At 61.9% G+C, this 23122-nt stretch carries 28 protein-coding genes; 20 read left to right on the top strand and 8 right to left on the bottom strand.

Annotation, left to right across the window (positions count from 1 at the left end; all coding sequences use genetic code 11):
- The first annotated feature begins 87 nt into the window (after nucleotides 1-87).
- Both SM764_RS10775 and SM764_RS10780 read left to right on the top strand, forming a co-directional pair.
- On the top strand, nucleotides 88-966 hold the full coding sequence (locus tag SM764_RS10775) for a LysR family transcriptional regulator (protein ID WP_065271561.1): 879 nt from the start codon (nucleotides 88-90) through the stop codon (nucleotides 964-966).
- Complete coding sequence (locus SM764_RS10780; RefSeq protein WP_369001776.1) at nucleotides 954-1865, top strand: DMT family transporter; 912 nt, start codon at nucleotides 954-956, stop codon at nucleotides 1863-1865. Before SM764_RS10775 ends, SM764_RS10780 begins: the two co-directional genes overlap by 13 nt.
- Before the next feature lie 18 nt (nucleotides 1866-1883).
- Here SM764_RS10780 and SM764_RS10785 read toward each other — a convergent pair whose 3' ends face one another.
- Nucleotides 1884-2234, bottom strand: coding sequence for an ArsR/SmtB family transcription factor (locus tag SM764_RS10785; RefSeq protein WP_369001777.1), 351 nt, complete (start codon nucleotides 2232-2234; stop codon nucleotides 1884-1886).
- Nucleotides 2235-2510: 276 nt separating this feature from the next.
- On the opposite strand from SM764_RS10785, the gene SM764_RS10790 reads away from it, so the two are divergent.
- From SM764_RS10790 to SM764_RS10820, 7 genes are all read left to right on the top strand, one after another.
- A complete protein-coding gene (locus SM764_RS10790; RefSeq protein ID WP_197492345.1) occupies nucleotides 2511-2855 on the top strand; it encodes an AtpZ/AtpI family protein in 345 nt (114 codons plus the stop codon).
- Nucleotides 2856-2895: 40 nt separating this feature from the next.
- The gene (locus SM764_RS10795; RefSeq protein ID WP_347509732.1) at nucleotides 2896-3699 is read left to right on the top strand and encodes a F0F1 ATP synthase subunit A; all 804 of its coding nucleotides are present in this window, start codon (nucleotides 2896-2898) and stop codon (nucleotides 3697-3699) included.
- A gap of 83 nt (nucleotides 3700-3782) precedes the next feature.
- Nucleotides 3783-4019: a F0F1 ATP synthase subunit C gene (locus SM764_RS10800; protein WP_008205040.1), complete on the top strand. Its 237-nt coding sequence runs from the start codon at nucleotides 3783-3785 to the stop codon at nucleotides 4017-4019.
- 85 nt (nucleotides 4020-4104) lie between these two features.
- A complete protein-coding gene (locus tag SM764_RS10805; RefSeq protein WP_274833337.1) occupies nucleotides 4105-4653 on the top strand; it encodes a F0F1 ATP synthase subunit B' in 549 nt (182 codons plus the stop codon).
- Nucleotides 4654-4657: 4 nt separating this feature from the next.
- Nucleotides 4658-5218, top strand: coding sequence for a F0F1 ATP synthase subunit B (locus SM764_RS10810; protein WP_065271557.1), 561 nt, complete (start codon nucleotides 4658-4660; stop codon nucleotides 5216-5218).
- 211 nt (nucleotides 5219-5429) lie between these two features.
- Complete coding sequence (locus SM764_RS10815) at nucleotides 5430-5636, top strand: hypothetical protein (RefSeq protein WP_065271556.1); 207 nt, start codon at nucleotides 5430-5432, stop codon at nucleotides 5634-5636.
- 191 nt (nucleotides 5637-5827) lie between these two features.
- Complete coding sequence (locus tag SM764_RS10820) at nucleotides 5828-6202, top strand: CZB domain-containing protein (RefSeq protein WP_274830310.1); 375 nt, start codon at nucleotides 5828-5830, stop codon at nucleotides 6200-6202.
- 54 nt (nucleotides 6203-6256) lie between these two features.
- Here the strand turns inward: SM764_RS10820 and SM764_RS10825 are convergent, their stop codons facing one another.
- Nucleotides 6257-7027, bottom strand: a complete 771-nt coding sequence (locus tag SM764_RS10825; protein WP_065271554.1) for a FadR/GntR family transcriptional regulator — start codon at nucleotides 7025-7027, stop codon at nucleotides 6257-6259.
- Between the two features lie 205 nt (nucleotides 7028-7232).
- Between SM764_RS10825 and SM764_RS10830 the strand changes: the two genes are divergently transcribed.
- From SM764_RS10830 to SM764_RS10850, 5 genes are all read left to right on the top strand, one after another.
- Entirely contained in the window at nucleotides 7233-8492 is a 1260-nt protein-coding gene (locus SM764_RS10830) for an aminotransferase-like domain-containing protein (protein ID WP_369001778.1), read from the top strand.
- A 51-nt stretch (nucleotides 8493-8543) separates the two neighbouring features.
- Complete coding sequence (locus SM764_RS10835; RefSeq protein WP_368948392.1) at nucleotides 8544-8831, top strand: hypothetical protein; 288 nt, start codon at nucleotides 8544-8546, stop codon at nucleotides 8829-8831.
- 166 nt (nucleotides 8832-8997) lie between these two features.
- Nucleotides 8998-12453, top strand: a complete 3456-nt coding sequence (locus SM764_RS10840; protein ID WP_274868452.1) for a chromosome segregation SMC family protein — start codon at nucleotides 8998-9000, stop codon at nucleotides 12451-12453.
- Between the two features lie 105 nt (nucleotides 12454-12558).
- Complete coding sequence (locus SM764_RS10845) at nucleotides 12559-13032, top strand: YbjN domain-containing protein (RefSeq protein ID WP_369001779.1); 474 nt, start codon at nucleotides 12559-12561, stop codon at nucleotides 13030-13032.
- 78 nt (nucleotides 13033-13110) lie between these two features.
- A complete protein-coding gene (locus tag SM764_RS10850) occupies nucleotides 13111-13488 on the top strand; it encodes a hypothetical protein (RefSeq protein ID WP_065271549.1) in 378 nt (125 codons plus the stop codon).
- Here SM764_RS10850 and SM764_RS10855 read toward each other — a convergent pair.
- The 4 genes from SM764_RS10855 to SM764_RS10870 all read right to left on the bottom strand — a co-directional run bounded on the left by SM764_RS10855 (nucleotide 13485) and on the right by SM764_RS10870 (nucleotide 17689).
- On the bottom strand, nucleotides 13485-14654 hold the full coding sequence (locus tag SM764_RS10855) for a lytic murein transglycosylase (RefSeq protein WP_369001780.1): 1170 nt from the start codon (nucleotides 14652-14654) through the stop codon (nucleotides 13485-13487). The two genes, SM764_RS10850 and SM764_RS10855, sit on opposite strands and share 4 nt — an antisense overlap.
- Nucleotides 14655-14697: 43 nt before the next feature.
- Nucleotides 14698-15612 carry an adenosylcobinamide-phosphate synthase CbiB gene (cbiB, locus tag SM764_RS10860; protein ID WP_369001781.1) on the bottom strand — a complete coding sequence of 305 codons (915 nt, stop codon included), beginning with the start codon at nucleotides 15610-15612 and terminating at the stop codon, nucleotides 14698-14700.
- Nucleotides 15609-16571 carry a threonine-phosphate decarboxylase gene (locus SM764_RS10865; protein WP_368948387.1) on the bottom strand — a complete coding sequence of 321 codons (963 nt, stop codon included), beginning with the start codon at nucleotides 16569-16571 and terminating at the stop codon, nucleotides 15609-15611. Before SM764_RS10865 ends, cbiB begins: the two co-directional genes overlap by 4 nt.
- A 143-nt stretch (nucleotides 16572-16714) precedes the next feature.
- Entirely contained in the window at nucleotides 16715-17689 is a 975-nt protein-coding gene (locus SM764_RS10870) for a glutathione S-transferase family protein (RefSeq protein WP_369001782.1), read from the bottom strand.
- A 223-nt stretch (nucleotides 17690-17912) separates the two neighbouring features.
- On the opposite strand from SM764_RS10870, the gene SM764_RS10875 reads away from it, so the two are divergent.
- The gene (locus SM764_RS10875) at nucleotides 17913-18281 is read left to right on the top strand and encodes a hypothetical protein (RefSeq protein WP_368948384.1); all 369 of its coding nucleotides are present in this window, start codon (nucleotides 17913-17915) and stop codon (nucleotides 18279-18281) included.
- 92 nt (nucleotides 18282-18373) lie between these two features.
- On the opposite strand, the gene SM764_RS10880 is transcribed toward SM764_RS10875, so the two are convergent.
- Nucleotides 18374-19546: a MalY/PatB family protein gene (locus SM764_RS10880; protein WP_368948383.1), complete on the bottom strand. Its 1173-nt coding sequence runs from the start codon at nucleotides 19544-19546 to the stop codon at nucleotides 18374-18376.
- 98 nt (nucleotides 19547-19644) lie between these two features.
- On the opposite strand from SM764_RS10880, the gene def (SM764_RS10885) reads away from it, so the two are divergent.
- The 5 genes from def (SM764_RS10885) to SM764_RS10905 all read left to right on the top strand — a co-directional run bounded on the left by def (SM764_RS10885) (nucleotide 19645) and on the right by SM764_RS10905 (nucleotide 22454).
- Nucleotides 19645-20166 carry a peptide deformylase gene (gene def / locus SM764_RS10885; protein WP_274868466.1) on the top strand — a complete coding sequence of 174 codons (522 nt, stop codon included), beginning with the start codon at nucleotides 19645-19647 and terminating at the stop codon, nucleotides 20164-20166.
- 36 nt (nucleotides 20167-20202) lie between these two features.
- Nucleotides 20203-20709, top strand: coding sequence for a peptide deformylase (def, locus tag SM764_RS10890; protein WP_369001783.1), 507 nt, complete (start codon nucleotides 20203-20205; stop codon nucleotides 20707-20709).
- Complete coding sequence (def, locus tag SM764_RS10895; RefSeq protein ID WP_369001784.1) at nucleotides 20706-21203, top strand: peptide deformylase; 498 nt, start codon at nucleotides 20706-20708, stop codon at nucleotides 21201-21203. Before def (SM764_RS10890) ends, def (SM764_RS10895) begins: the two co-directional genes overlap by 4 nt.
- A gap of 14 nt (nucleotides 21204-21217) precedes the next feature.
- On the top strand, nucleotides 21218-22123 hold the full coding sequence (fmt, locus tag SM764_RS10900) for a methionyl-tRNA formyltransferase (protein ID WP_369001785.1): 906 nt from the start codon (nucleotides 21218-21220) through the stop codon (nucleotides 22121-22123).
- Between the two features lie 94 nt (nucleotides 22124-22217).
- Complete coding sequence (locus SM764_RS10905) at nucleotides 22218-22454, top strand: GlsB/YeaQ/YmgE family stress response membrane protein (RefSeq protein WP_369001786.1); 237 nt, start codon at nucleotides 22218-22220, stop codon at nucleotides 22452-22454.
- Nucleotides 22455-22459: 5 nt separating this feature from the next.
- Here SM764_RS10905 and SM764_RS10910 read toward each other — a convergent pair whose 3' ends face one another.
- Nucleotides 22460-23083 (bottom strand): trimeric intracellular cation channel family protein, encoded by a 624-nt coding sequence (locus SM764_RS10910; protein WP_369001787.1) that lies wholly within the window; start codon nucleotides 23081-23083, stop codon nucleotides 22460-22462.
- Between the last annotated feature and the right edge of the window lie 39 nt (nucleotides 23084-23122).

Raw genomic sequence — 23122 nt, forward strand, 5'->3', positions numbered from 1 at the left:
ACGATTGCAAAACTGAACACAATCGCTGATAAATCACAGCTCGTGTGCGTGCGTGCGCAACTGGGTAATTTGCAGACGGAGACCGGAATGGAAAACTGGGATGAGGTGCGTACGGCCTATCAGGTGGCTCGCATGGGAACGGTCAGCGGCGCGGCAGAGGTTCTGGGGGTCCACCACGCCACGGTCATCCGCCATATCGACGCAATCGAAGCCCGGATGGGGGTGAAACTGTTCCAGCGTCACGCGCGCGGCTATACCCCGACCGAAGCGGGGCAGGATCTGCTGCGGGTGGCGCAGACCACGGACGATCAGTTCAGCCAGCTGGCCGGGCGGCTCAAAGGGCAGGGGGATGAAGTCACGGGTGAACTGGTGGTGACCTCTCTGTCGTCCCTGTCGCATCTTCTGGTGCCGGTGCTGACCGAGTTCCAGCAGATGCATCCTGGATTGATCATCCGCTATCTGACCGGTGAGCGCCTGTTTCGGCTGGAGTATGGTGAGGCGCATGTGGCGCTGCGGGCAGGCAATGCCCCCGATCAGCCCGACAACGTGGTACAACCCTTCCTGAGTCAGCGAGTGGGGCTGTTCGCCACCCAGAGTTACGTGGATAAGCACGGCATGCTGAACGGTGTCGAGGATCTGCCGAACCACCGTTTCGTCGGCAGCGACAACGCAGACAGCCGGGCGCCCTTTAACAGGTGGCTGCGGGATCACACGACGCCCGAGACGATCATGTTCCGCTGCACGGACGGTGTCGCGATGCAGGAGGCCATTCTGGCCGATGCCGGGATCGGTTTCATGTCCCTGTGGGAAGCCGCCCGGCACAGTAATCTGGTGCCAATGATGGAGCCGTTGAAGGAGTGGGAAGGCAGCCTCTGGCTGGTCACCCATGTCGACCTGCACCGCACCAATAAGGTGCAGAGCTTCCTGAAGTTCCTGAAGGAAAGGTCGAAAGAATGGGTGGCCTGACCCCGGCGCTGCGCGGCCACATCGCCATGCTTTTGTTTTCGGCTCTGGTGGCGGGGTCTTTCTCGCTTGGGGTCATGGTTGCCAATGAAATCGCCCCGGCGGCGCTCAATGCGGCGCGGTTTGCCCTTGCGGCGGTGCTGATCGGGGCTGTGGCGCTCGGCACGCGGAAGTTCCGCGCCAGCCATTTTCGCGCTCCCTGGCGGTTTCTGGTGCTGGGGGGACTGTTCGCGGCCTATTTTGTGCTGATGTTCTATGGGCTGAAGACAGCGGATCCGGTCAGCGCCTCAGCGGTCTTTACCCTGACCCCGGTGATGAGCGGGGTCTTCGGCTGGATCCTGCTGCGGCAGGTGACAACGCCGCGTATGGCGCTGGCGCTGGCCATCGGAGTCACCGGCGCGCTCTGGGTCATTTTCCGCGCCGACTGGTCCGCCTTTACCGCCTTTGAGATCGGGCAGGGCGAAATGATCTATTTCATCGGCTGCGTTTCCCACGCGGTCTATACCCCTATGGTGCGCAAGCTGAACCGGGGCGAGCCTGCGGTGGTCTTCACCTTCGGGATGCTGATCGCTGGCGGGGTGATCCTGACCGTCTTTGGCTGGAACGATATCCGCAGCACGGATTGGATGAACCTGCCGGGCATCGTCTGGATCGGACTTTTCTATCTGGCGATCTTTGCCAGCGCGACGACCTTTGTGCTGCTCCAATATGCGACCCTGCACCTGCCCTCGGCCAAGGTCATGGCCTATACTTATCTAACGCCCAGCTGGGTGATTGTCTGGGAAATCGCGTTAGGGCGTCCGGTGCCATCTGGGCTGTTGCTGGTAGGGATCGCTCTGACGGTCATCGCGCTGGTGCTGCTGCTGGAAAATGACGCGAAACCGGCCCGCGCCCCGACCTGAGCGCCGGGCCCGATGGGATTATTCGCTGGCCTCAGCCGTATCGTTGCCCAGTTCGGTGGCGAGAAACCGTTCAAAGGCATCAAGGTTCACCGGTTCGAACTGGCCGAAGCCCTGCATCCAGACCGAGGCGCTGCGCAGGGCGTCCGGTTGCAGCTTGCACCATTTCACCCGACCGCGTTTTTCCTGCGCGATGAGCCCGGCCCGGGTCAGGATGGTCAAATGCTTGGAAATCGCAGCCAAAGACATCTCGAAAGGATCGGCCACATCAGTGACGGCCATGTCGTCTTCGAGCAACATGGTCAGGATCGCCCGCCGGGTGGGATCGGCGAGAGCGGCAAAGACGGTATCGAGATCGGCGCGGTTAGTCACCCTTTGGCGTTAGACGCAGCGCGCCCACCGGTCAAGGCCCAGCATGCTCTGTCGTATGGCTGCGCTTAGGCGCTGTTTTCTTACTTAACCGGAAAGTTGAATAAGGGTTTTTGCTAGGAATCGACGCAGCAGGCCCCCTGTTCGACAAATCCGGTGAAGGCGACGGTTTGGAATGTAGTTTAATTTCAATGCGGTAGACTGCTTGTCGCAGCCCTATCTGGACAATTGACTCTGAGCGCCGCACCCCTTAGCACCCTCTTCAGAATTCACGTGAGGATGGCGCCCGTGACAGATGACGACCAAAAGCAGCGCATGGCGCAGCTGGAGGCAAAGCTGGCGGAGGCGCGTAAGGCCCAAGAGCCCAAGCCGCGCGTGGATGAACACTACTCTCTGGCCAATCAGGCCTGGCGGATGGTGATCGAATTGGTAGCCGGTCTCGGGATCGGCTTTGGCATCGGATACGGGCTGGACCACCTGTTTGGAACCCTGCCCATCTTCATGGTGCTGTTCATAATGCTGGGGCTTGCCGCTGGGGTGAAGACGATGCTTCGCACGGCGCAGGAGATCCAGAACGAGAAACTGGCCGAAGAGGCCGACAAAAATGCGCAAGACCGGGGCTGACCCTAAGGGGGAAGGCACTGGCGACAGGAGACACGGACAGATGGGCAAGATTTTCTTTTACGCGGCACTGGTGCTGGCCCTTGTAGCAGGGGTTGTGTTTGCACCCGAGCATGCCGCCCTGGCGATCCACCCGATGGATCAGTTCATCGTGACCCCGCTGTTCGGCGGTGACCACATTTCCTGGTACACCCCCACCAACGTGACCCTCTGGATGGGCCTCGCGGTTGTTGCAGTCTTCGCGCTGCTGGTTCTGGGCTCTTCGCGCCGCGCCATCGTGCCGAGCCGTGCCCAGTCGGTTGCGGAACTGGCCTACGGCTTCATCTACAAGATGGTTGAAGACGTTGCAGGCAAGGACGGTGTGAAGTTCTTCCCCTACATCATGACCCTGTTCATGTTCATCGTGATGGCGAACTTCCTGGGTCTGCTGCCGATGTCCTTTACCACCACCTCGCACATCGCCGTGACCGCGGTTCTGGCTGCGCTGGTGTTCTTCACCGTGACCATCGTCGGTTTCGTCAAGAACGGCGCCGGTTTCCTGGGCCTGTTCTGGGTGTCGAGCGCGCCGCTGCCGCTGCGCCCCATCCTGGCCATCATCGAACTTATTTCCTACTTCGTGCGCCCCGTCAGCCACTCCATTCGTCTTGCGGGTAACGTCATGGCTGGCCACGCGGTTCTGAAGGTGTTCGCAGGTTTTGCCGCTGCTCTGGGCGCATTCAGCTTCCTGCCGATCTTTGCCATCACCGCAGTTTACGCTCTCGAAGTTCTTGTGGCCTTCATCCAGGCCTACGTCTTTACCATCCTGACTTGCGTGTACCTCAAGGACGCACTGCACCCGAGCCACTAAGGCAGGATCGTTCCCTCATCCGGGTGAGCTGTCCGGCTCACCCGAGACCCTAAATCACCAATTCCATCGTAAGGAGAAAACCCATGGAAGGCGATATCGCACAACTCGGTCAGTTCATCGGCGCAGGCCTGGCAGCAATCGGTTCCGGCGCAGCCGCAATCGGTGTGGGCCACGTAGCCGGCAACTTCCTGGCAGGCGCTCTGCGCAACCCGTCGGCAGCCGCCGGCCAGACCGCAACTCTCTTCATCGGCATCGCCTTTGCAGAAGCTCTGGGCATCTTCTCGTTCCTGGTCGCTCTGCTGCTGATGTTCGCTGTCTAAGACCTCAGGAACCTCAATCCTTACGGCCGGGCAGTGCGGATCATCGCGCTGCCCGGTGTAACGGCAAGTTCCCAAGGAGAACGACATGGCATCAAATACGCAAGAGGCAGCACACGGCGCGGCGGACGCAGCGCACGGGTCTGCACCGGGCATGCCGCAACTGGATTTCTCGACCTTCGGAAACCAGATCTTCTGGCTCGCCGTTGCGCTGGTCGTGATCTACCTCATTCTGTCGCGCGTGGCTCTGCCCCGCATTGCGGCGGTACTGGCGGAACGCCAGGGAACGATCACCAATGACCTCGCCGCGGCTGAAGATCTGAAAGCCAAAGCGGTCGAGGCCGAAAACGCATATAACAAGGCTCTGGCCGACGCACGCGCCGAGGCGCAGCGTATCGCCGCCGAGACCCGCGCGGAAATTCAGGCCGATCTGAACGATGCAATCGCCAAGGCGGATGCACAGATCGCCGATAAGGCCGCCGAGTCCGAAAAGGCCATCGCAGAGATCAAAGCCGGCGCGCTGGAAAGCGTGAAGGTTGTGGCGACCGACACCGCAGAGGCGCTGGTTGCAGCACTGGGCGGCAAGGCGGACGCGAAAGCGGTATCGGCTGCGGTCGATGAACGGATGAAAGGATAAGGACATGCGCACAGTTCTGGCAATTGCCCTGACCCTTGGCGCCACTTCCCCGGCCTTTGCCGCAAGTGGTCCGTTCCTGTCCATGAGCAACACCAACTTTGTTGTTCTGATCGCCTTCCTTCTGTTCGTCGGCATTCTGCTGTTCGTGAAGGTGCCGAGCCTGCTGGGCAGCCAGCTGGATTCGCGCGCCGAAGGTATCCAGAAAGAGCTGGACGAAGCCCGCGCCCTGCGGGAAGAAGCCCAGACCATCCTGGCCTCCTACGAGCGTAAGCAGCAGGAAGTCCAGGCGCAGGCCGACCGCATCGTTGCGGCCGCCCGCGAGGACGCCGTCAAAGCCGCAGATGAAGCAAAATCCGATCTGGAAACCTCGATTGCACGCCGTCTGGCTGCAGCCGAAGAGCAGATCGCTTCTGCCGAAGCATCGGCTGTGAAGGAAGTGCGTGATCAGGCCATTTCCATCGCGGTTGCAGCTGCGGATCAGGTTATCGCCAAGCAGATGACTGCAACCGAGGCGAACAAGCTGATCGACGCGGCCATCGCGGATGTGGACGCCAAACTGCACTGATCCACAGTCAGTTTAAAACTTTAGAAAACCCGGGCGCTAACGCCCGGGTTTTTGCGTTTCCGGGGTCTTCTGCGGGCGGGGACCGTTTCCCATCCTTTTGGATAGGAGGGCTAACCCGTCAGCATCGCGGACTGTTCTCCTGCCGTGCTGCGGCGCCCAGGCCTGTCGGGTATGGTGGATTGAGCAACGTTCAATGGAACCGGAGGACGCTATGACGCCGCAGCAAAGCCGCCTGAAGACATTTCACCCGATGGGACCGTCGGGTGCGTTTGAACCGCTGGCAATCGCCGTGGCGCTGGAAACCGCAGGTGCAAGCATCATCGACACGCAATGCCTTGGTGCCTTGGGACCGGTTCGCAAACGGCTGGCAGAGACCGATCCGTCGCGTGGCTTCCTGATGGATTTTGCAGCCGCCTGAAGAAGATTAAAACGGGTTGCAACGCGCCCCTTCTCCCGCCCGGATGGACGTCCCTGTGCTCTCTCCACAGGCGGCGCCACCGGGCCGGTAGTATTTCACGGATCAGCAGCCCGGCGGCGTTAACCATCATTTACGTATGCTCGGTTATGGTTTTATGGTTGTTATGAGTAGCAGTTTTGAAAGGTGTCCGGATGGACAAGGTAGATCTGGACCGGCAGATTAAAGACGCGGTCGGCGCGCATGGATGCTGGAAACTACAGCTGAAAGAGGCCGTTGCGACCGGCAAGCTGCCTTGGTCCGCAGAGCAGATTTCCCAAGACGACCAATGCACTTTTGGAAAATGGCTGGTAAAGCTGCGCCAGGATCCCGAAATCGGTGACTCTCCGTACTTTCAGGCTGTAGCGCAGGCGCATAGTCGTTTTCATCAGGCGGCGGGCCATATCGCGACCTGTGTGGAAAAGAACCGGCGTGATGCGGCGGCAGAGCTGCTGAGCAGTGGCGATTTTCAGAAGATCGCGGATCGACTTGGCAAGGCGATCATCGACTGGCGGAAAAGCTTGCACTAGGCAGCAGATAACTGCGCCACGTGGGCGCAGTCGTCCAAAGTCCGCCCGTCTGGGTCAGGATTTGCTTTTTTCGTGTTCCAGCCGCTGCCGGGCAACATCGGCGTTCCGCTCGGCGCGCTGGTGGTCCATCAGGGCCTGTTTCACATAATCCAGATGCCGTTCCACGGCTGCGCGCGCTGCCGCGGGATCACGCGCCTGCAGTGCGGCATTGATGGCTTCGTGCTGCTCCAGGATCGCCTCATACGAGGTATACTGCTGAAACATGACCTTGCGATTGTAGAACACCCCTTCGCGCAGAAGATCGATCATCGACCGCATCATATGCAGCATCACCACGTTGTGGCTGGCATCCATGATCGCGGAATGAAACTGCGCATCCAGCTTTGCAGCTTCTTCGGATTCGGCGGGGTTTCCAGCGGCTTTCATCTTGTCAAAGATGGTCTGGATTACTTTCAGATCATCGTCTGACCCCAGCCGCGCTGCACGTTCGGCGGCCAGACCTTCCATGTCGCGGCGGAAGGACAGGTAATCGAACAGCGCCTCATCATGGCTGGAAAACAGCTGCACCAGCGCGGGGGAAAAGGCCGAGCCCAGAACATCGCCGACAAATACACCTGATCCCGCTTTCGAGGTCAGAAGCCCGCGTTCCTGCAGCTCGCCGATGGCTTCGCGCAGCGAGGGGCGTGATACGCCCAGACGTTCCGCTAGTTCCCGCTCGGCCGGCAGGCGCTCACCAGGCGACAGGATACCTCGCAGAATCAACTGCTCGATCTGGCGCACGACCGAGGTCGAGAGTTTTTCCGGCTGAACTTTCTGAAACGGCATCGGAGCCTCGGGATCTGTGTATTGCAGGACGGGAGTGGTTTTCCCGAATTGGTCAAATCATATGACCGCATCTCAGGCAAGACCGCAAGTCATGCGCAAGATCCGTAAAAGCGCGATCACCTTTTTGAAATAAAAGGTCAGTTATATTGACTTACCTGCAAGAAAGATTGCCAATCGCCCAAAGGCGTGCAGTCAGGAGGGTCTCATGCAGCTGAAAGACATATTTGCCAGTCGTGCGATGCGGATGAAGGCGTCGGAAATCCGCGAGTTGCTGAAACTTCTGGATCAGCCGGGCATTCTGTCCTTTGCAGGTGGCATTCCCGACCCGGACCTGTTCCCGGCCGAGGCTTTTGCCGAAGCGTTCCAAGGGGCCTTGTCCGGCGGACAGCAAGCACAGTCCCTGCAATATTCGGTCAGCGAAGGGTACCTGCCGCTGAAAGAATGGATCGTTGGCCAGATGGCGCGCATGGGCGTTGACTGTGATCCGGACAACATCCTGATCACCTCAGGCTCGCAGCAGGGGCTTGATTACCTTGGCAAACTGTTCCTGTCGCCAGGGGACACCGCGCTCGTGACGGCGCCGACCTATTTGGGGGCGCTGGCGGCCTTCAACGCCTACGAACCGCGCTATGATCAGCTGAACCTTTCCGGGAACCGCACGGCACAAAGCTATCGCGATGGCGCCGCACAGAATGGTGGGGCGGTCAAATTCGCCTATCTGTCAGCCGATTTTGCCAACCCAACCGGCGAGACCGTCGCTCAGGCCGACCGGGAACGTCTGCTGGATCTCGCCGAGGACCTGCAATGCGCCATCGTCGAAGACGGTGCCTATCAGGATCTGCGCTATGACGGCGATCCGGTGCCGCCCATTCTGGCGCTTGAGCAGGCGAAGAAGGGAACGCTGGACAACTGCCGCACAATCTACTGCGGTACCTTTTCCAAGACCCTGTCGCCAGGGCTTCGCGTTGGCTGGATCGTCGCGGCCCGGCCGGTGATTGCACAGATGGTGCTGATCAAACAGGCGGCAGATCTGCACTCGCCAACCCTGAACCAGATGGCGGTAAACACCGTCGCACGACAGCAGTTCGACAGCCATGTGGAAAAGGTCCGCGCCGCTTACAAGGCGCGCCGGGACGCCATGCTGCGCGCGCTGAAGCAGCACATGCCGCCGGGCGTGGATTGGACCCGCCCCGAAGGCGGGATGTTCATCTGGATTACTCTGCCTGCGGGGCTGGACGGGGCACAACTTCTGGCGCGCTCGCTGGACAGCGTGAAGGTGGCCTTTGTGCCCGGTCAGGCCTTTTTTGCCGATGGCGGTGGCCCCAACACGATCCGGCTCAGCTACTCGGTGCTGGATGAGGCGGCGATCGAAGAGGGGATTGCTCGTCTAGCCCGTCTGATCGCAGAGACTCTGGCAGAGCAGGACGCTGTGTCGCCTCGGCAGGTCAGCGCAGAGGTGGTATAGTTCCCCCTGAGCCTCTCCTATCGATGGGGAGGAAACAACCGCGAGGCAGCCATGCGTGTGCTGAGTCTTCTGTGCATTCTGTTGGTGGCAGGCTGTGATGCCCCGAGTGCGCATTTCCGGGGCATTCCGCCTGCGCGGATTACGGTCGAGGGCAGCACCTTTGATATCCGCCAGCGCGGAACTCTGGTCGAGGCGGTGCGCATCAACCCGCAATATGCGCCCCGGCTGGGACCACTGCGGCACCGGGCCAGACGGGCAATGGCGGCCTCTACCGGCTGCCGTGTCCTCTGGGTCAGCGGTGATCAGGCGGTGCTTGTCGGGCGTTTGTCCTGCCCGTAAAAGGCCAGTTCCGGCAATTTTTCCCGCTGAGGCTGTATTTCTCGGGGTTATCCACAAGATATAGTGGCCAAAGCAGGCAGGCTTGCCCGATTTGGGGGCTGTAGCGTTGACTCAAGACCCGCGAACCTGCTGAGGTTCACTATCATGGAATCACTCAGGGGCAGCTTTGCGCTTTTCCAAACTCAGGCTCAACGGCTTCAAAAGCTTTGTCGATCCGACCGATCTGATCATCGCGGATGGGCTGACCGGCGTTGTCGGGCCGAATGGTTGTGGCAAGTCGAACCTTTTGGAAGCGCTGCGCTGGGTGATGGGTGAAACCCGCGCCCGGGCCATGCGTGGCGGCGGTATGGAGGACGTAATCTTTGCCGGGACGACCTCCCGTTCGGCGCGCAATTTCGCCGAGGTCAGCCTGCAGATCGACAACAGCGACCGGCTGGCACCCTCGGGGTTCAACGACAGCGATCAGCTGGAAATCGTGCGCCGGATCACCCGCGATGTGGGCAGCGCCTATAAATCCAACGGCAAGGATGTGCGCGCGCGGGACGTGCAGATGCTGTTTGCCGATGCCTCGACCGGGGCGCATTCGCCTGCGCTGGTGCGGCAGGGGCAGATTTCCGAACTGATCAATGCCAAACCCAAGGCGCGCCGCCGTATTCTGGAAGAGGCGGCCGGCATCTCGGGTCTTTATCAGCGCCGCCACGAGGCAGAGCTAAAGCTGAAGAACACCGAACAGAACCTGCTGCGCGTGGATGATGTGATCGAACAGCTGGCGGCGCAGCTTTCGCAGCTGGCGCGCCAGGCGAAACAGGCGCAGCGCTATCGCGATATCGGGGAAAAACTGCGCCTCGCCGAGGGCATGCTGCTGTACCGCCGTTGGCGCGAGGCAGATGACGCCCGCGCCGCCGCCGAGGAAGAGCTGAGTACCCGCGTCACCCAGGCGGCTAAGGCTGAGGCGCTGAGCCGCGCAGCGGGCGCCAAGCGGGCCGAGGATGAGGCCGCCCTGCCGCCCCTCCGCGAAGAGGAAGCCATCGCGGCGGCAATCCTGCAGCGGCTGATGGTGCAACGCGATGCGCTCAGCGATCAGGACGCCCAGGCACGTCAGGCCATTGAACGGCTGACCTCCCGTATTCAGCAGCTCGGCAACGATATCGAGCGCGAGACCGGGCTGAATCGGGATGCGGGCGAAACCATCGAACGGCTGGATTGGGAACAGCGGGAACTGGCCAAGGCCAGCGAAGGCCACGAGGATCGTCTGGCCGAGGCCTCTGATCTGGCGCGCGATGCCGGGCAGATCCTTGAGGCCCGCGAGGACCACCTGTCGCAGGTGACCGAGGATGTGGCCCGTCTGGTGGCCCGTCACCAATCAGCGCGGCGTCTGGTCGAGGATTGCCAGCGTGCGCTGCAACGGGCCACGGACGAAGGCGAGAAATCCCGCGGCGCCCAGGCAGAGGCCGAAGAGGCACTGGAGCAAGCAACCGAACGGTTCGATGAGGCTGTCACTGCCGAGGAAGACGCCCGCGAGGCCGCAGAGGCCGCCGAAGAGGCACTCGCTGCTGCCGATGAAATGCGGGCGGACACGCAGGAACGCGAAACCGAGGCGCGCGCGCAGCGATCTGAGGCCGAGGGCGAGTTGGGCACCCTGCGGGCCGAGGTCACGGCACTGGCGAAACTGGTGGAACGGGACACTGCTGAAGGCGGCCAGATCCTGGATGAGCTGAGCGTGGCCCCGGGTTATGAAAAGGCGCTTGGCGCGGCGCTCGCCGATGATTTGCGCGCGCCGATGGCCGATGTGGACGGGCCGACCGGCTGGGTCACACTGGCGGGATATGATCGCGATGTGCCTTTGCCTGATGGGGTAGAGCCGCTGGCGAAATATGTGTCTGGCCCGGTAGCGCTGGGGCGGCGGATCGGACAGATCGGATTGGTAGATGGTGACACGGCCCGCGATCTGCAGTCGCAGCTGCAACCGGGGCAGCGTCTGGTAACGCTGGAGGGCGATCTGTGGCGCTGGGATGGCTATCGGTCTTGGGCCGAAGATGCGCCAAGCGCCGCCGCCCTGCGGCTGGAACAGCTGAACCGGCTAGAGGCTCTGAAACAGGATCTGGAACGCGTTGGTGCCCGCGCAGATGGCGCCCGCGCCGCCCATGATGCGCTGCTGCGCAAGTTGGAAGAGGTGTCTCAGGCGGATCAGCTGGCTCGCCAGGCCCGCCGCGCCGCCGATCAACGCGTTGCCGATGCCGCCCGGGCGCTGAGCAGGGCGGAGGCTGACCGGAATATGGCCGAGGGCAAGCTGGAAACCCTGGGCATCGCGGTGACCCGGCATGAAGAAGACGCCATGGCCGCCCGCCTGCAATTGACAGATGCCGAGACCGCGTTGGAAGAACTCGGGGATCTGGAGCAGGCCCGCGCCATGGTCGAGGAGATCAAGCAGCAGGTGGAGGCGGCGCGGATCACCATGCTGACCCACCGCTCGGCCCACGACGAGCTGCGCCGCGAAGGCGAAGCACGCACCAAACGGGCGCAGCAGGTCACCAAGGACCTGTCGGGCTGGCGTCACCGGCTCGACACGGCCGAGCGCAGGATCGCTGAGTTGGCCGAACGGCGCGAGGCCTCTCAGGAAGAGCTGGAAGACGCCCACGCGGTACCCGCCGAGATTGCCGAAAAGCGCGAAGAGCTGAACGAGGCCATTGAAGAGGCCGAAGCACGCAAGGCGGCAGCGACCGATGCGCTGATCGCGGCAGAGGCGGTGCTGCGCGAGACGGTGCAGGCTGAACGCGATTGCGAGCGTCTGGCCTCCGAAGCGCGCGAGGCGCGGGCCAGATCCGAAGCCCGGTTCGAGGCAGCGCGGGAAACCGTGACCCATGCTGCGGAACGGATCGCAGAGGAGCAGAACTGCGCGCCGCAGGTACTACTAGAACAGCTTGATACCGACCCTGATCAGATGCCCACGGCCGAGACGCTGGAGGCCGAGGTCTCCCGTCACAAGCGGCAGCGGGATGCGCTGGGTGCGGTAAACCTGCGGGCCGAGGAAGATGCCCGGGAGATCCAGACCGAACATGACGAGTTGGTGTCGGAAAAACAGGATCTGGAAGAGGCCGTGCGGACCCTGCGCAGCGGGATTGCCAGCCTCAACCGCGAAGGGCGCGAGCGGCTGCTGACCGCGTTTGAGCAGGTCAACGCCAGTTTCGCGATGCTGTTCACCCATCTGTTCGGTGGCGGCGAGGCCAACCTCGTAATGGTCGAAAGCGACGATCCGCTGGACGCCGGGCTGGAGATCATGTGCCAACCGCCGGGCAAGAAACTATCGACCCTGTCGTTGCTCTCCGGCGGTGAGCAGACCCTGACGGCGATGGCGCTGATCTTTGCCGTCTTCCTGTCGAACCCGGCGCCGATCTGTGTGCTGGACGAGGTCGACGCGCCGCTGGATGATGCCAATGTGACCCGGTTCTGCGATCTTCTGGACGAGATGTGCCGCCAGACTGATACCCGGTTCCTGATCATCACCCACCACGCGGTCACCATGGCCCGCATGGACCGGCTGTTCGGGGTGACGATGCAGGAAAAAGGCGTCAGCCAGCTGGTTTCTGTCGATCTGAAAAAGGCAGAAGCGCTGGTCGCCTGATCCTCGATCTAAGCAAGGCGACTTTAGGTTATGGCGCGGGCGACTTCCTTGTGTGGCCGAGACGTCCTGCTTAGGATCGGTACAAGTGTTTTCAGGAGACCTAGTATGTACCCTTCACGATGCCTCGCCATCCTCACGGCCGCTGCGCTGACTCTGCCCATTGCAGCACAGGCCGAACCCGTTTTTGCGACGGATGGCGATAGCCTTTACAGGTTCTTCGAAAATGAAGGGGCAGAGGTCGAAGCGACAACGGACAATGTTGGCGATCCCAAGCTGCGCGTGAATTATTACGGCAGTGATTTCTCAGTCTATTACTACGGCTGTGACAACAACACCGACTGCAACGCGGTCCAGTTCTTTTCCGGCTACCAGACCGAAGGATCGGTACGGCTGGCAAAGATCAATGAATGGAACACGGAGAACCGGTTTGCACGTGCCTATATCTCGGATGAAGGGTCGGCCCGCATCGAGATGGATATCTATCTGGGCCGGGACGGTGTCAGTGCTGATGACTTTGCCCAGCAGGTGTCACTCTGGGCACGGGCGATGAAAGACTTCGAAACCTTCATCGACTGGTAGGCACGCCCGCGGAACAGGTATTTTCGGCGTCACCGGATCGTGACCTGCGCCCGGCGGCTTTTGCGATATACCGGGGGCATGACACGTGTTTCCCTTATTGCCTGCTCTCTTGCCGCCGCCACGATCTGTCTTGGCGCAGGCCCGGCCGATGCGGAAGACTGGAATCTGAAACCCGCCGACCAACCCTTTGCTCCGTCTGAGCTCGCGGCGCTGCCTGGGCAGGCCTTTGTGTTCTTTGATGACGGAGAGGCGCGGTTCGGCAAGGATGGTGCCTATTCCTATACCAACTCGGCCGCCAATGGCGGGGCCACCAGCTGGGGCAGTTACCGGATCGCACAAGATGGCAGCGTCTGTATCGATTATGTCGACGGGTTCTCGCGCTGCGATCTCTATGTGCACAGCCATGGCCGGGTGGTGCTGATCAACCAGGCTGGCGACAGGTTTCCTGTGCGTTAGAGCCGGTTTAGCAGGGCCGGTGTGGGCCAGGCGTCAGCGGGCAGGCCAAGGCGTTCTTGCTCTTTTTGTACCGCGATCCGGGTCTTGGCGCCCAGAATGCCGTCGATGTCTCCCACGTCGTGGCCGCGCGCCTGCAGTTTCTGTTGCAACTGTTTCATCCCGGCGCCGCTGAGGCCCTGATCGGGGCTTCCGGCGTCATAGATCGCCGCGCCTTCCAGCCGAGTGGCGAAATAGGCTGCGGTCATCACGTAGGTAAAGCTTTGGTTCCATTCGAAATAAACATCGAAATTGGGATAGGCGAGAAAGGCAGGTCCCTTATGGCCCTGCGGGACGATCAGCGAGGCGCGCATGGCTGGATCGGGCAGGCGCCCTTCGCGGGGCACGAGGCCCATTCGCTGCCAGTCCGCCACCGACAGCTTTTGCGCAGGTCCGGTGAGCGACAGGTCCAGACCCTTGGGCAGGGTTACCTCCTGAATCCAGGGCTGACCCGGCTGCCAGCCCAGATGCGATAGCATCTTGGCTCCCGACATCAGGGCATCCGGCGCCGAGGTTTTCAGGGTGACATGCCCGTCGCCATCGGCATCAACGCCATTGTCCAGAATATCGCGGGGCAGCATCTGTACCATGCCGATCTCTCCGGCCCAGGCGCCAGTGGTGCGGGCCGGGTCAAAATCGCCGTGCCGGAACAGCTCAAGCGCGGCAAAAATCTGCGGGCGGAATAATTCGGGACGGCGGCAGTCATGCGAAAGGGTAACCAGCGCATTGCGGGTGTTGAAATCGCCCTGAAAGGCGCCAAAGTCGGTTTCAAATGCCCAGAAGGCCAGAAGTACACCGCGGTTGATGCCGTAGGTGTTTTCGATGCGGCGGAAGGTGCTGTCATGCTTTTTCGACATGGCCCGGCCCCGGTCGATCCGGTTCTGGGAAATCAGTCGCCGCGAAAACTCGATAAAGGGTTTCTGAAACACACCCTGCGCCCGGTCTGCGCGCAGCACCTTGGGGTCCTGTTTGGTGCCTTTGAAGAACGCATTCACGGTGGCAGCATCGTAGCCCGCGGTCACCGCTTCCTGTTTCAGGCCCTGTACGAAGTCGGAAAAGCTGCCGCCACATTGGGCGAAGGTGCCGGTGGGCAGCATCGCGGCTGCCAGGGCCAGGATCAGTTTGCGCATGTCTTGGGCGTCCTTTCTAGACCGTGATTGCCCCAAGTGTGTGCTAGAAGATCACCGCAATAGCAACCGTCAGCAGCAGGGCAAGCCCCCAGGTTTTCCACAGCATTTCGGTGCAGCGCCGGATTGCCTCGGCGCCGAGCCCCTTAGCTCCGTCCTCATGAACCCAGGGAAACTCCTGCATCTCGCCGTCATAGGAACGCGGTCCCGACAGGGCCGCATCAAGCGCCCGCGCCATGGCGGCCTCAGGCCAGCCGGCATTCGGGGAGCGATGCTTGCGGGCATCCTCGGCAATCGCGGACCAGTCGCGCAGGCTTCCTCCGGCCAGCGCCATCAGAAGCGACGTCAGCCGCGCCGGGATCCAGTTCACCAGGTCATCGAGCCGCGCCGCCGCCCAGCCAAAGTTGCGATAACGCGCGTTGCGGTAGCCGATCATGCTGTCGGCGGTGTTGATCATCTTGTAGGCCAGCAATCCGGGCAGCCCGGCGATCAGAAACCAGAAGGCGGGGGCGATCACACCGTCTGACATGTTTTCGGCGCCGCTTTCGATGGCGGCGCGGGCGACCTGCGGTCCAGTCATCTCGGTGGTGTCGCGGCTGACGATCATGGCAACCGCAGCGCGCCCGCCTTGCAGACCATCCCTTTGCAACCCCTGAACCACCGCCTGCAGATGATCGCAGAGCGAGCGCTGGGCGATCAGGATTGCGGCCACGAGGATCTCCATCAAGGCGCCAAAGAGTGACAGCAGCCAACCGATCAGCAGTCCGGTGATGACAAGGACCAGAACGGAGACCACGCCCTTGGCCCGGCGCCCGGCGCCGGAGTTTAGCCCTGCATCGAGGGCACCAACCAGTTGCCCCATCAGCACCGCCGGATGCGGTAATCTGTTCCACAGCCAACGGGGTTCCCCCAGAATGGCATCTAGGATCAAGGCGGGGATCAGAAGGGTTGCGGTGATCAAAGGGCGGTCTCCAGCCGGTCCCAGCCTGCTGCCGGAGGCAGGCCAAGGCGCAGGTAAGTGTCTGAATAGGGGAAGATGCGGCTCCAGATATGGGCGCGGGCCAGCCGCTGCTGCCATTCGGCGGCGTCATTTACGTGATAGAGACGGAACAGATCGGTACCGCCTGCCAGTTCCGCGCCTTTGGGCAGGATCATCTCGTCCATCCGCGCAGCGTCCTCAGCCAGCCTTGCCCGGGTCTGTGCCGCCCAATCGGTATCCGACAGCGCCCGAACCCCGGTCTTCAGCGCTGGGCCGGACACCGACCAGGGGCCTTGCAGTTCAGAGAGGCGGGAGATCAGCTCCGGATCACCGATGGCAAAGCCAAGCCGCAGACCGGCCAGCCCCCAGAACTTGCCAAAGCTTTTCAACACCAGCGTGCCGGGTTCTGCCGCCAGATGGATCAGGCTCTGATCAGGGCAGATGTCGCAGAAGCTTTCATCGATGATACGGAAAGGCGCAGCCAGCTCTTCGGCTTGCCACTGGCGTCCGGTCGGATTGTTGGGGTGTACCGCGACGCAGGCTTCGGCGGGGCCTTGGCCCGTGACGCTCCAGCCATGGGCGCGAAAGGCGGCAGCGTGCTCGTTATAGGTCGGTGTCTCAATCCGCACCCAGCGCGGATCGGCCAGCGCAGGGGCCAGGGCAATCAGGGAGGAGGCACCGGGGGCAGAAAGGATCTCGGCTCCCTCCGGAACATTCCAGAACCGGCGCGCTGCCTGATGCAGATCGTGGCTTGCAGCGCTGTCAGGCAGCGCCGACCAATCGGCTTCTGTGAAACGTGGAAGCGGGTAGGCGGCCGGGTTGATGCCGGTGGAGAGGTCGATCCAACCCTCCCGTGTCCCGCCGTATTGTTCCATCGCGGCCGCGAGATTGCCGCCGTGATCGCGCTGCGCGTTCTTGCTTGCTGTATTGCTTGCTACCATTGCAGGCCCTGACTCGTGAAAAGGCCACGGGACATCCCGGTGCCGGACCCGGGCCGTATGAAACAGCCCGGGTGATAAGGCAACCGAATGTCGCAATCAGAAGCTGCAATGCAGGCCCGAAAGCCCCAAAAGTAAGGAATTCCTTAGCCTCGCCCGTGCGGTTCCAGCCAGTCGATCACCGGGTTGATGGGCAGAATCCGGTTCGGGTTAATGGTGTCATGGCTATAGTGATAGTGGCGCACGATGTGATCCATACCGATGGTCTGCTGCACACCGGGCCACTGATACAGTTCGCGCGTATAGGCCCAGAGGTTCGGGTAATCGATGATGCGCTTGCGGTTGCATTTGAAATGCAGGTGATAGACCGGATCGAACCGCAGGAGGGTGGTGAACAGGCGCCAGTCGGCCTCGGTCACGCGTGTGCCCAGCAGGTAACGATGCTCGGACAGGAGGTCCTCCAGCCAATCCAGCGTATCGAAGAGCGGGGTGACTGCCTCGTCATAGGCGGCCTGACTGGTGGCAAAGCCGCAGCGGTAGACGCCATTGTTCACCGTGTCATAGACGCGCGCGTTCACCGCTTCGATCGGCTCCCGCAGCTCCTCGGGCCAGCAATCGTCCCGGTTACCGGTCAGATCATCAAAGGCCGAGTTGAACATGCGGATGATTTCCGAGCTTTCGTTCGACACGATGGTTTCGCGCTGCTTGTCCCAGAGGATCGGCACCGTGACGCGCCCGGAATAGCTCGGATCGGCGCGGGTGTAGATCTCGTAGGCGTAATCGTGACCGAACAGGGTGTCGCCGGTGGCACCATGTTCGTCTTTCTCAAAGGTCCAGCCCCGGTCCAGCATGTCGGGATGCACCACTGAGACTGAGATATGGTCGGTCAGCTCTTTCAGCTGGCGAAAGATCAGCGTCCGGTGGGCCCAGGGGCAGGCGAGAGAGACATAGAGGTGATACCGCCCGCTTTCGGCGGAAAATCCCGAATCGCCCGATGGTCCGGCGCTGCCATCCGCCGTAATCCAGTTGCGAAACTGCGATACGGAGCGTTCAAAGGCGCCGCCTGTGGATTTGGTATCATACCATTTGTCGTGCCAGGTACCGTCGATCAAAAGACCCATTGTTTTCGCTCCTTCCGTTCCATGCCCGCAAACTAGGCACTTCGGAGGGTGTCGCCCATGCCGACAGGCGCGCAGCCTCCCTGCGGATCTGCACAACCTGCAGGAAGCAGCAGCCACGGGTGCCGCAGCATTGAAAAAAGTTCACTTGATTTTAGGCAATTATGAGTCACCCTAGAGGGGCTCAGCAGAGCCGATCAGATGATCCACCGGAAAGGCAGATGCCATGACCACCTATGTTCCGAAAGCCGTTCAAGAGGCGCTGGACGCCGCCCGCGTTCAGGGGCTGAAAAAGAAAAGCCGCCTGCGCGTGCAGGTCGGAGAGTCGCAGTTTCCGGTTCTGCGCATGTGGAAGACCGGTTTTTCGGTGGAAGAGGCAACCGCGCCGCAACTGCGGGGCCTCGTCGATCTCTATGATGGTGCCCGCCACATCTCGCAGTGCCTGATCGTCGCCTCCGAGGCGGAAGGCGGCGAGATGCGGTACGAGTTCAAGCGCGCAACTGCGGCGGCCGAATCCGCGCCGCTGGATTTCTACCGCGCACCGGACGCGCCGGTGGCTCTGATCGCTTATGACGGAGTGCATGGCGAGGCCTGAACCGGCCGCTGCAAATCTATTCCAATTCCAGCCTGTAGATCAGGCGGGTATACGTGGGCGCAGCGTGATCGCAGCGCCCACTTTTTGTATGCTTACTGAAGGTCCGAGAAGGCTTCGGTCAGGCGGCGGCAGGCTTCCTCGATGCGGGAGCGCTGGGTGCCGAGGTTGAAGCGCAGGAAGTTCTCGCCCCCGGTGCCAAAGGTGGTGCCATGGTTGGCTGCGATCTTGGCGCCCTGTTCGACCCGTTTGGTGAATTCCTCGCGGCTCATCCCGGTGCCGGAGAAATCGACCCAGGACAGGTAGGTGGCCGCCAGCGGCATCGAGGACAGGCCAGGGATCTTCTCGATCGCGGCGTCAAAGACCTTCCGGTTGCCATCCAGATAAGCGATCAGCTGGTCGGCCCACGCGGCGCCCTCGGGGGAATAGGCGGCGGCGGTGGCGTATTGCCCGGCCGAGTTCGGCGCCAGCGCCAGGGCCAGCATGCGGCGCTGGAACTGTTCGCGCAGATGCGGGTCGGGGATGATCACCTGACCGGTGTGCAGCCCGGCAAAGTTGAAGGTCTTCGACGGTGCGGTCAGCATCAAGAGCCGTTCGGTCACCTCGGGCACGGCGTTCTGCATCGGGATGTGGGTGTTGCCGGGATAGACCAGATCGTGGTGAATCTCGTCCGACAACAGGATCAGGTCATGGCGTTTGGCGAAATCCGCAACCGCCTGCAGTTCTTCCTGGGTCCAGACGCGGCCGCCCGGATTGTGCGGCGAACACAGGATGACCATCTTCTCTTTGCCGGTCATCTGCGCGTCATAGGCGTCGAAATCCATCTCGTAACGCCCGTCATTGTTGGTCATCAGGCATTCGACCACTTCGCGGCCCGCATTGCGGATCACCTTGGCAAAGGCGTGGTAGACCGGGGTGAACAGGACGATGCCATCGCCCGGCTGGGTGAAGGTATCAAGGCACATGCCGACGCCGTTCACGAGGCCGGTTGTGGTGAAGATCGCATCGGCTTCGACCTGCCAGCCGTGGCGGTTCTGCATCCACCACTGGATCGCGTTCTTGTAGGGTTCGTCACAGTTTACATAGCCATAGACGCCGTGATCTGCCATTTCACGCATCTTGTCGGTGACCGCAGGGGGCACCGGGAAATCCATATCGGCCACCCACATCGCAAGCCCTTCATCGGGCGAGACGCCATAAAGGCTCTCCATCATGTCCCATTTGGCGCAATGGGTGCCGCGACGGTCGATCAGGGTGTCAAAATCCATGGTTTAAACTCCGGTTGTTTGGCAGAGAAGCTACGCACAATGACGCTGCGCGCAAGGGGGGCGTTGCAGGGCGGGGTGCAATCGCCTAAATCAAGCGCATGAAACGTCCTATCCTGATCCATCCCGACCCCCGCCTGAAAAAGGTCTGCGTACCGGTTGCCGATATTTCGGACGATCTGCGCACCCTGGCTGATGACATGCTGGAAACCATGTATGCGGCGCCGGGCATCGGTCTGGCGGCACCGCAGGTCGGCATCCTGCAGCGGGTGATCGCGCTGGATTGCGCCAAGGAAGGCGAGGGCGAGGCGCGCCCGCTGGTGATGTTCAACCCCGCTGTCATCTCTTCCTCGGACGAGACCAACGTCTACGAGGAAGGCTGCCTGTCGATCCCTGAGCAATACGCCGAAGTCACCCGCCCCAAAGAGGTCGAGGTGGAATGGATGGACCGGGACGGCAATGCGCAGCGGGAAACCTTTGACGGGCTCTGGGCGACCTGCGTGCAGCACGAGATCGACCATCTGAACGGGAAACTGTTCATCGATTACCTGAAACCGCTGAAGCGGCAGATGATCACCCGCAAAATGCAAAAGCTGAAACGCGAGCGCGCCCGGGAGCAGTAAGGCTCTGCCCGGAACGCTGAAAGAGGGGGCTTGCCCATGGCGGTTCTACCGATCCTGAAATGGCCTGATCCCCGGCTCAGCCAGCGCTGCGCCCCGGTGGAGCAGGAGCACCTCGACGATCTGATCGCTGACATGTTCGACACCATGTACGCCGCCAATGGCCGGGGGCTGGCTGCGCCGCAGGTCGGGGTGATGAAACGCCTTTTCGTGATGGATTGCACCTGGAAAGTGGGCAAACGCTCCCCCATGGTCATGATCAACCCGTCGATCATGGCGGTTGAACGCGTGCCGGTGACAATGGAGGAAGGCTGCCTGTCGATCCCCGGTGTCATGGTTCCGGTCGAACGCCCCGTGGCGGTCACCGTGCAATGGACCGCCGCCGAGGGGGACATTCACATGGCCGATTTCGACGGGTTCGAGGCCCGCTGCATCCAGCATGAATTCGACCACCTCAATGGCACCGTGACCTTTGACCACCTCGACGCTGAGGCCCGCGCTGTGGTCGAGACGGAATACACCGCCCTGAAAGGGATTTCCGAATGACCGTTCGCCCCTGCCTGCCCTGGCCCGACAAACGCCTGCGCACCCGCGCCGAAGAGGTGAGCGAGATCACTGATGAGATCCGGCAGATTTGGCAGGACATGATCGACACGATGGAGGCGATGCCAGGCGTTGGCCTTGGTGCCAATCAGATCGGCGTGATGCTGCGCCTTGCGGTGGTCGATGGCTCGACCGAGCGCGGCAAGGCGGTGCGGATGGCGAACCCCGAGATCCTGCACGCTTCGACTCAGCTGCGCGAACATGACGAGGCTTCGCCCAACCTGCCGGGCGTGTCGGCCAAGGTGAAACGCCCCCGCGCTGTCACCGTGCGCTATATGGATGAGAATGGCGAAATCACCGAGCGGGATTTCGTCGGGATCGAGGCAACCTCGGTACAGCACCAGATCGACCATCTGGATGGCAAGCTTTACATCGACCGCCTCAGCAAGGTGAAGCGCGACATGCTGATCCGCAAATCCAAGAAACTGACCGGTTAAAGGGGGCAAGAACCATGCGCGTCGTCTTTATGGGAACGCCCGATTTTTCCGTGCCGGTGCTGGATGCGCTGGTCGACGCCGGGCACGAGATCGCCGCCGTCTATTGCCAACCGCCGCGTCCGGCGGGACGTGGCAAGAAGGACCGCCCGACGCCGGTCCATGCCCGGGCCGAGGCGCTGGGCCTTGAGGTGCGCCATCCGATCTCTCTGAAAGGCGCCGAGGAACAGGCAGAGTTTGCCGCGCTGGGCGCTGATGTCGCCGTGGTGGTGGCCTATGGGCTGATCCTGCCGCAGGCGGTGCTGGATGCGCCGAAACATGGCTGTCTCAATATCCACGCCAGCCTGTTGCCGCGCTGGCGCGGGGCGGCGCCAATCCATCGTGCCATCATGGCTGGGGACGCCGAGACGGGCATCTGCATCATGCAGATGGAGGCCGGACTGGATACCGGCCCGGTTCTGATGCGCCGCGCCACCGCCATTGAGGGCGAAGAAACCACCGCGCAATTGCACGACCGCCTGTCCGCGATGGGCGCCGGGCTGATCGTTGAGGCGTTGGAGCAACTGCCGGAGCTTGTGCCCGAAGTGCAGCCCGCAGACGGTGTCACCTATGCCAGCAAGATCGACAAGAGCGAGGCGCAGATCGACTGGTCGCGCCCAGCCGCAGAGGTGGATCGTAAGATCCGCGGCCTGTCGCCCTTCCCCGGCGCCTGGTGCGAGATTGACGGCCAGCGGGTGAAACTGCTTGCCTCGCGCCTTGCTGATGGCAGCGGCGAAGCGGGTGAGGTGCTGGACGATGCCCTGACCGTTGCCTGCGGCAGCGGCGCGGTCGAGCTGTTGCGCCTGCAGCGGGCGGGCAAGGGTGCGCAGGATCGCGAGATCTTTCTGCGTGGCTTTCCGGTGGCAAAGGGTGTCAGGCTTTAACGGGTCTGCTGCGTCTTTCCTTTGCCGGGCGTGAATGCCATCCTCTTCTCTAACGGGGCGCTGATCCTCGTGCCAAGCCATTGGAGGAAATGAGATGTCCATTGTCGCGCTAATCATCATCGGGGCTGCAGCCGGGTTTCTGGCCACGCGGATGATGCGGATCGAGGCGGATATCATCACCACCGTGGCGATCGGCATCGCGGGCGCTTTGATCGGCGGTTTGGTACTGCGCACGCTACTGGCGGTGATGGGAATGCTGTCCGGATTGGTCGGTGCGGTACTGGGGGCGCTGCTGCTGATCTGGCTCTGGCAGAAATACGTGCAAAAGTAGCAACCTCAGCTGCGCGGCGGGCGGCTTTTGTAGACTGGCAGGTGCCAGCCAAAGGCGATGGACCCCGCGCGAAGTCCCCAGCAGACTGCGCCGCAGGCCAGCAGGGCAGGCCCGGCGTCCAGCCCCGCCCAGATGGCGGTTACGGCAGTGATCGCCCCCGCCATGGCGCAGGAGATGTAAAGCTCGCCCTGTTTTAGCACCAGCGGCACCTCGTTGCAGACCACATCGCGCATCAACCCGCCGAGCGATCCGGTTGCCATGCCCATCAAGACCACGACCACCGGCGGTTTGCCCATGGCCAGCGCTGCGCCAGTGCCTGCCGGGACCGCCACGGCAAGGGCAAAACTGTCGAGCCAGATCACCCATTTCATCCGGCTTTCCACCAAGTGGGCGGTGACAAAGACGATACCGGCGGCCCCCGCTGCCAGCAGGATGAAATTGGGATCATCCACCCAAAACACCGGATGCCGGTCCAGCAACAGATCGCGCACCGTACCGCCACCGACCGCAGTCAGGCAGGCCACAAAGGCAAAGCCGACGACATCGAGCTGTGCCCGGCTGGCCACCAGCGCGCCGGTCAGGGCAAAGACCAGCACTGAAGCGTAATCAAGCAGGGTCAGAAAACTCATGGTCGCAATAACCCTTGGGCGGTGCTGCGGAGTTAGCCG

Source organism: Pseudophaeobacter sp. 1A16562, assembly GCF_041008785.1.
GTDB classification, from domain to species: domain Bacteria; phylum Pseudomonadota; class Alphaproteobacteria; order Rhodobacterales; family Rhodobacteraceae; genus Phycobacter; species Phycobacter gallaeciensis_A.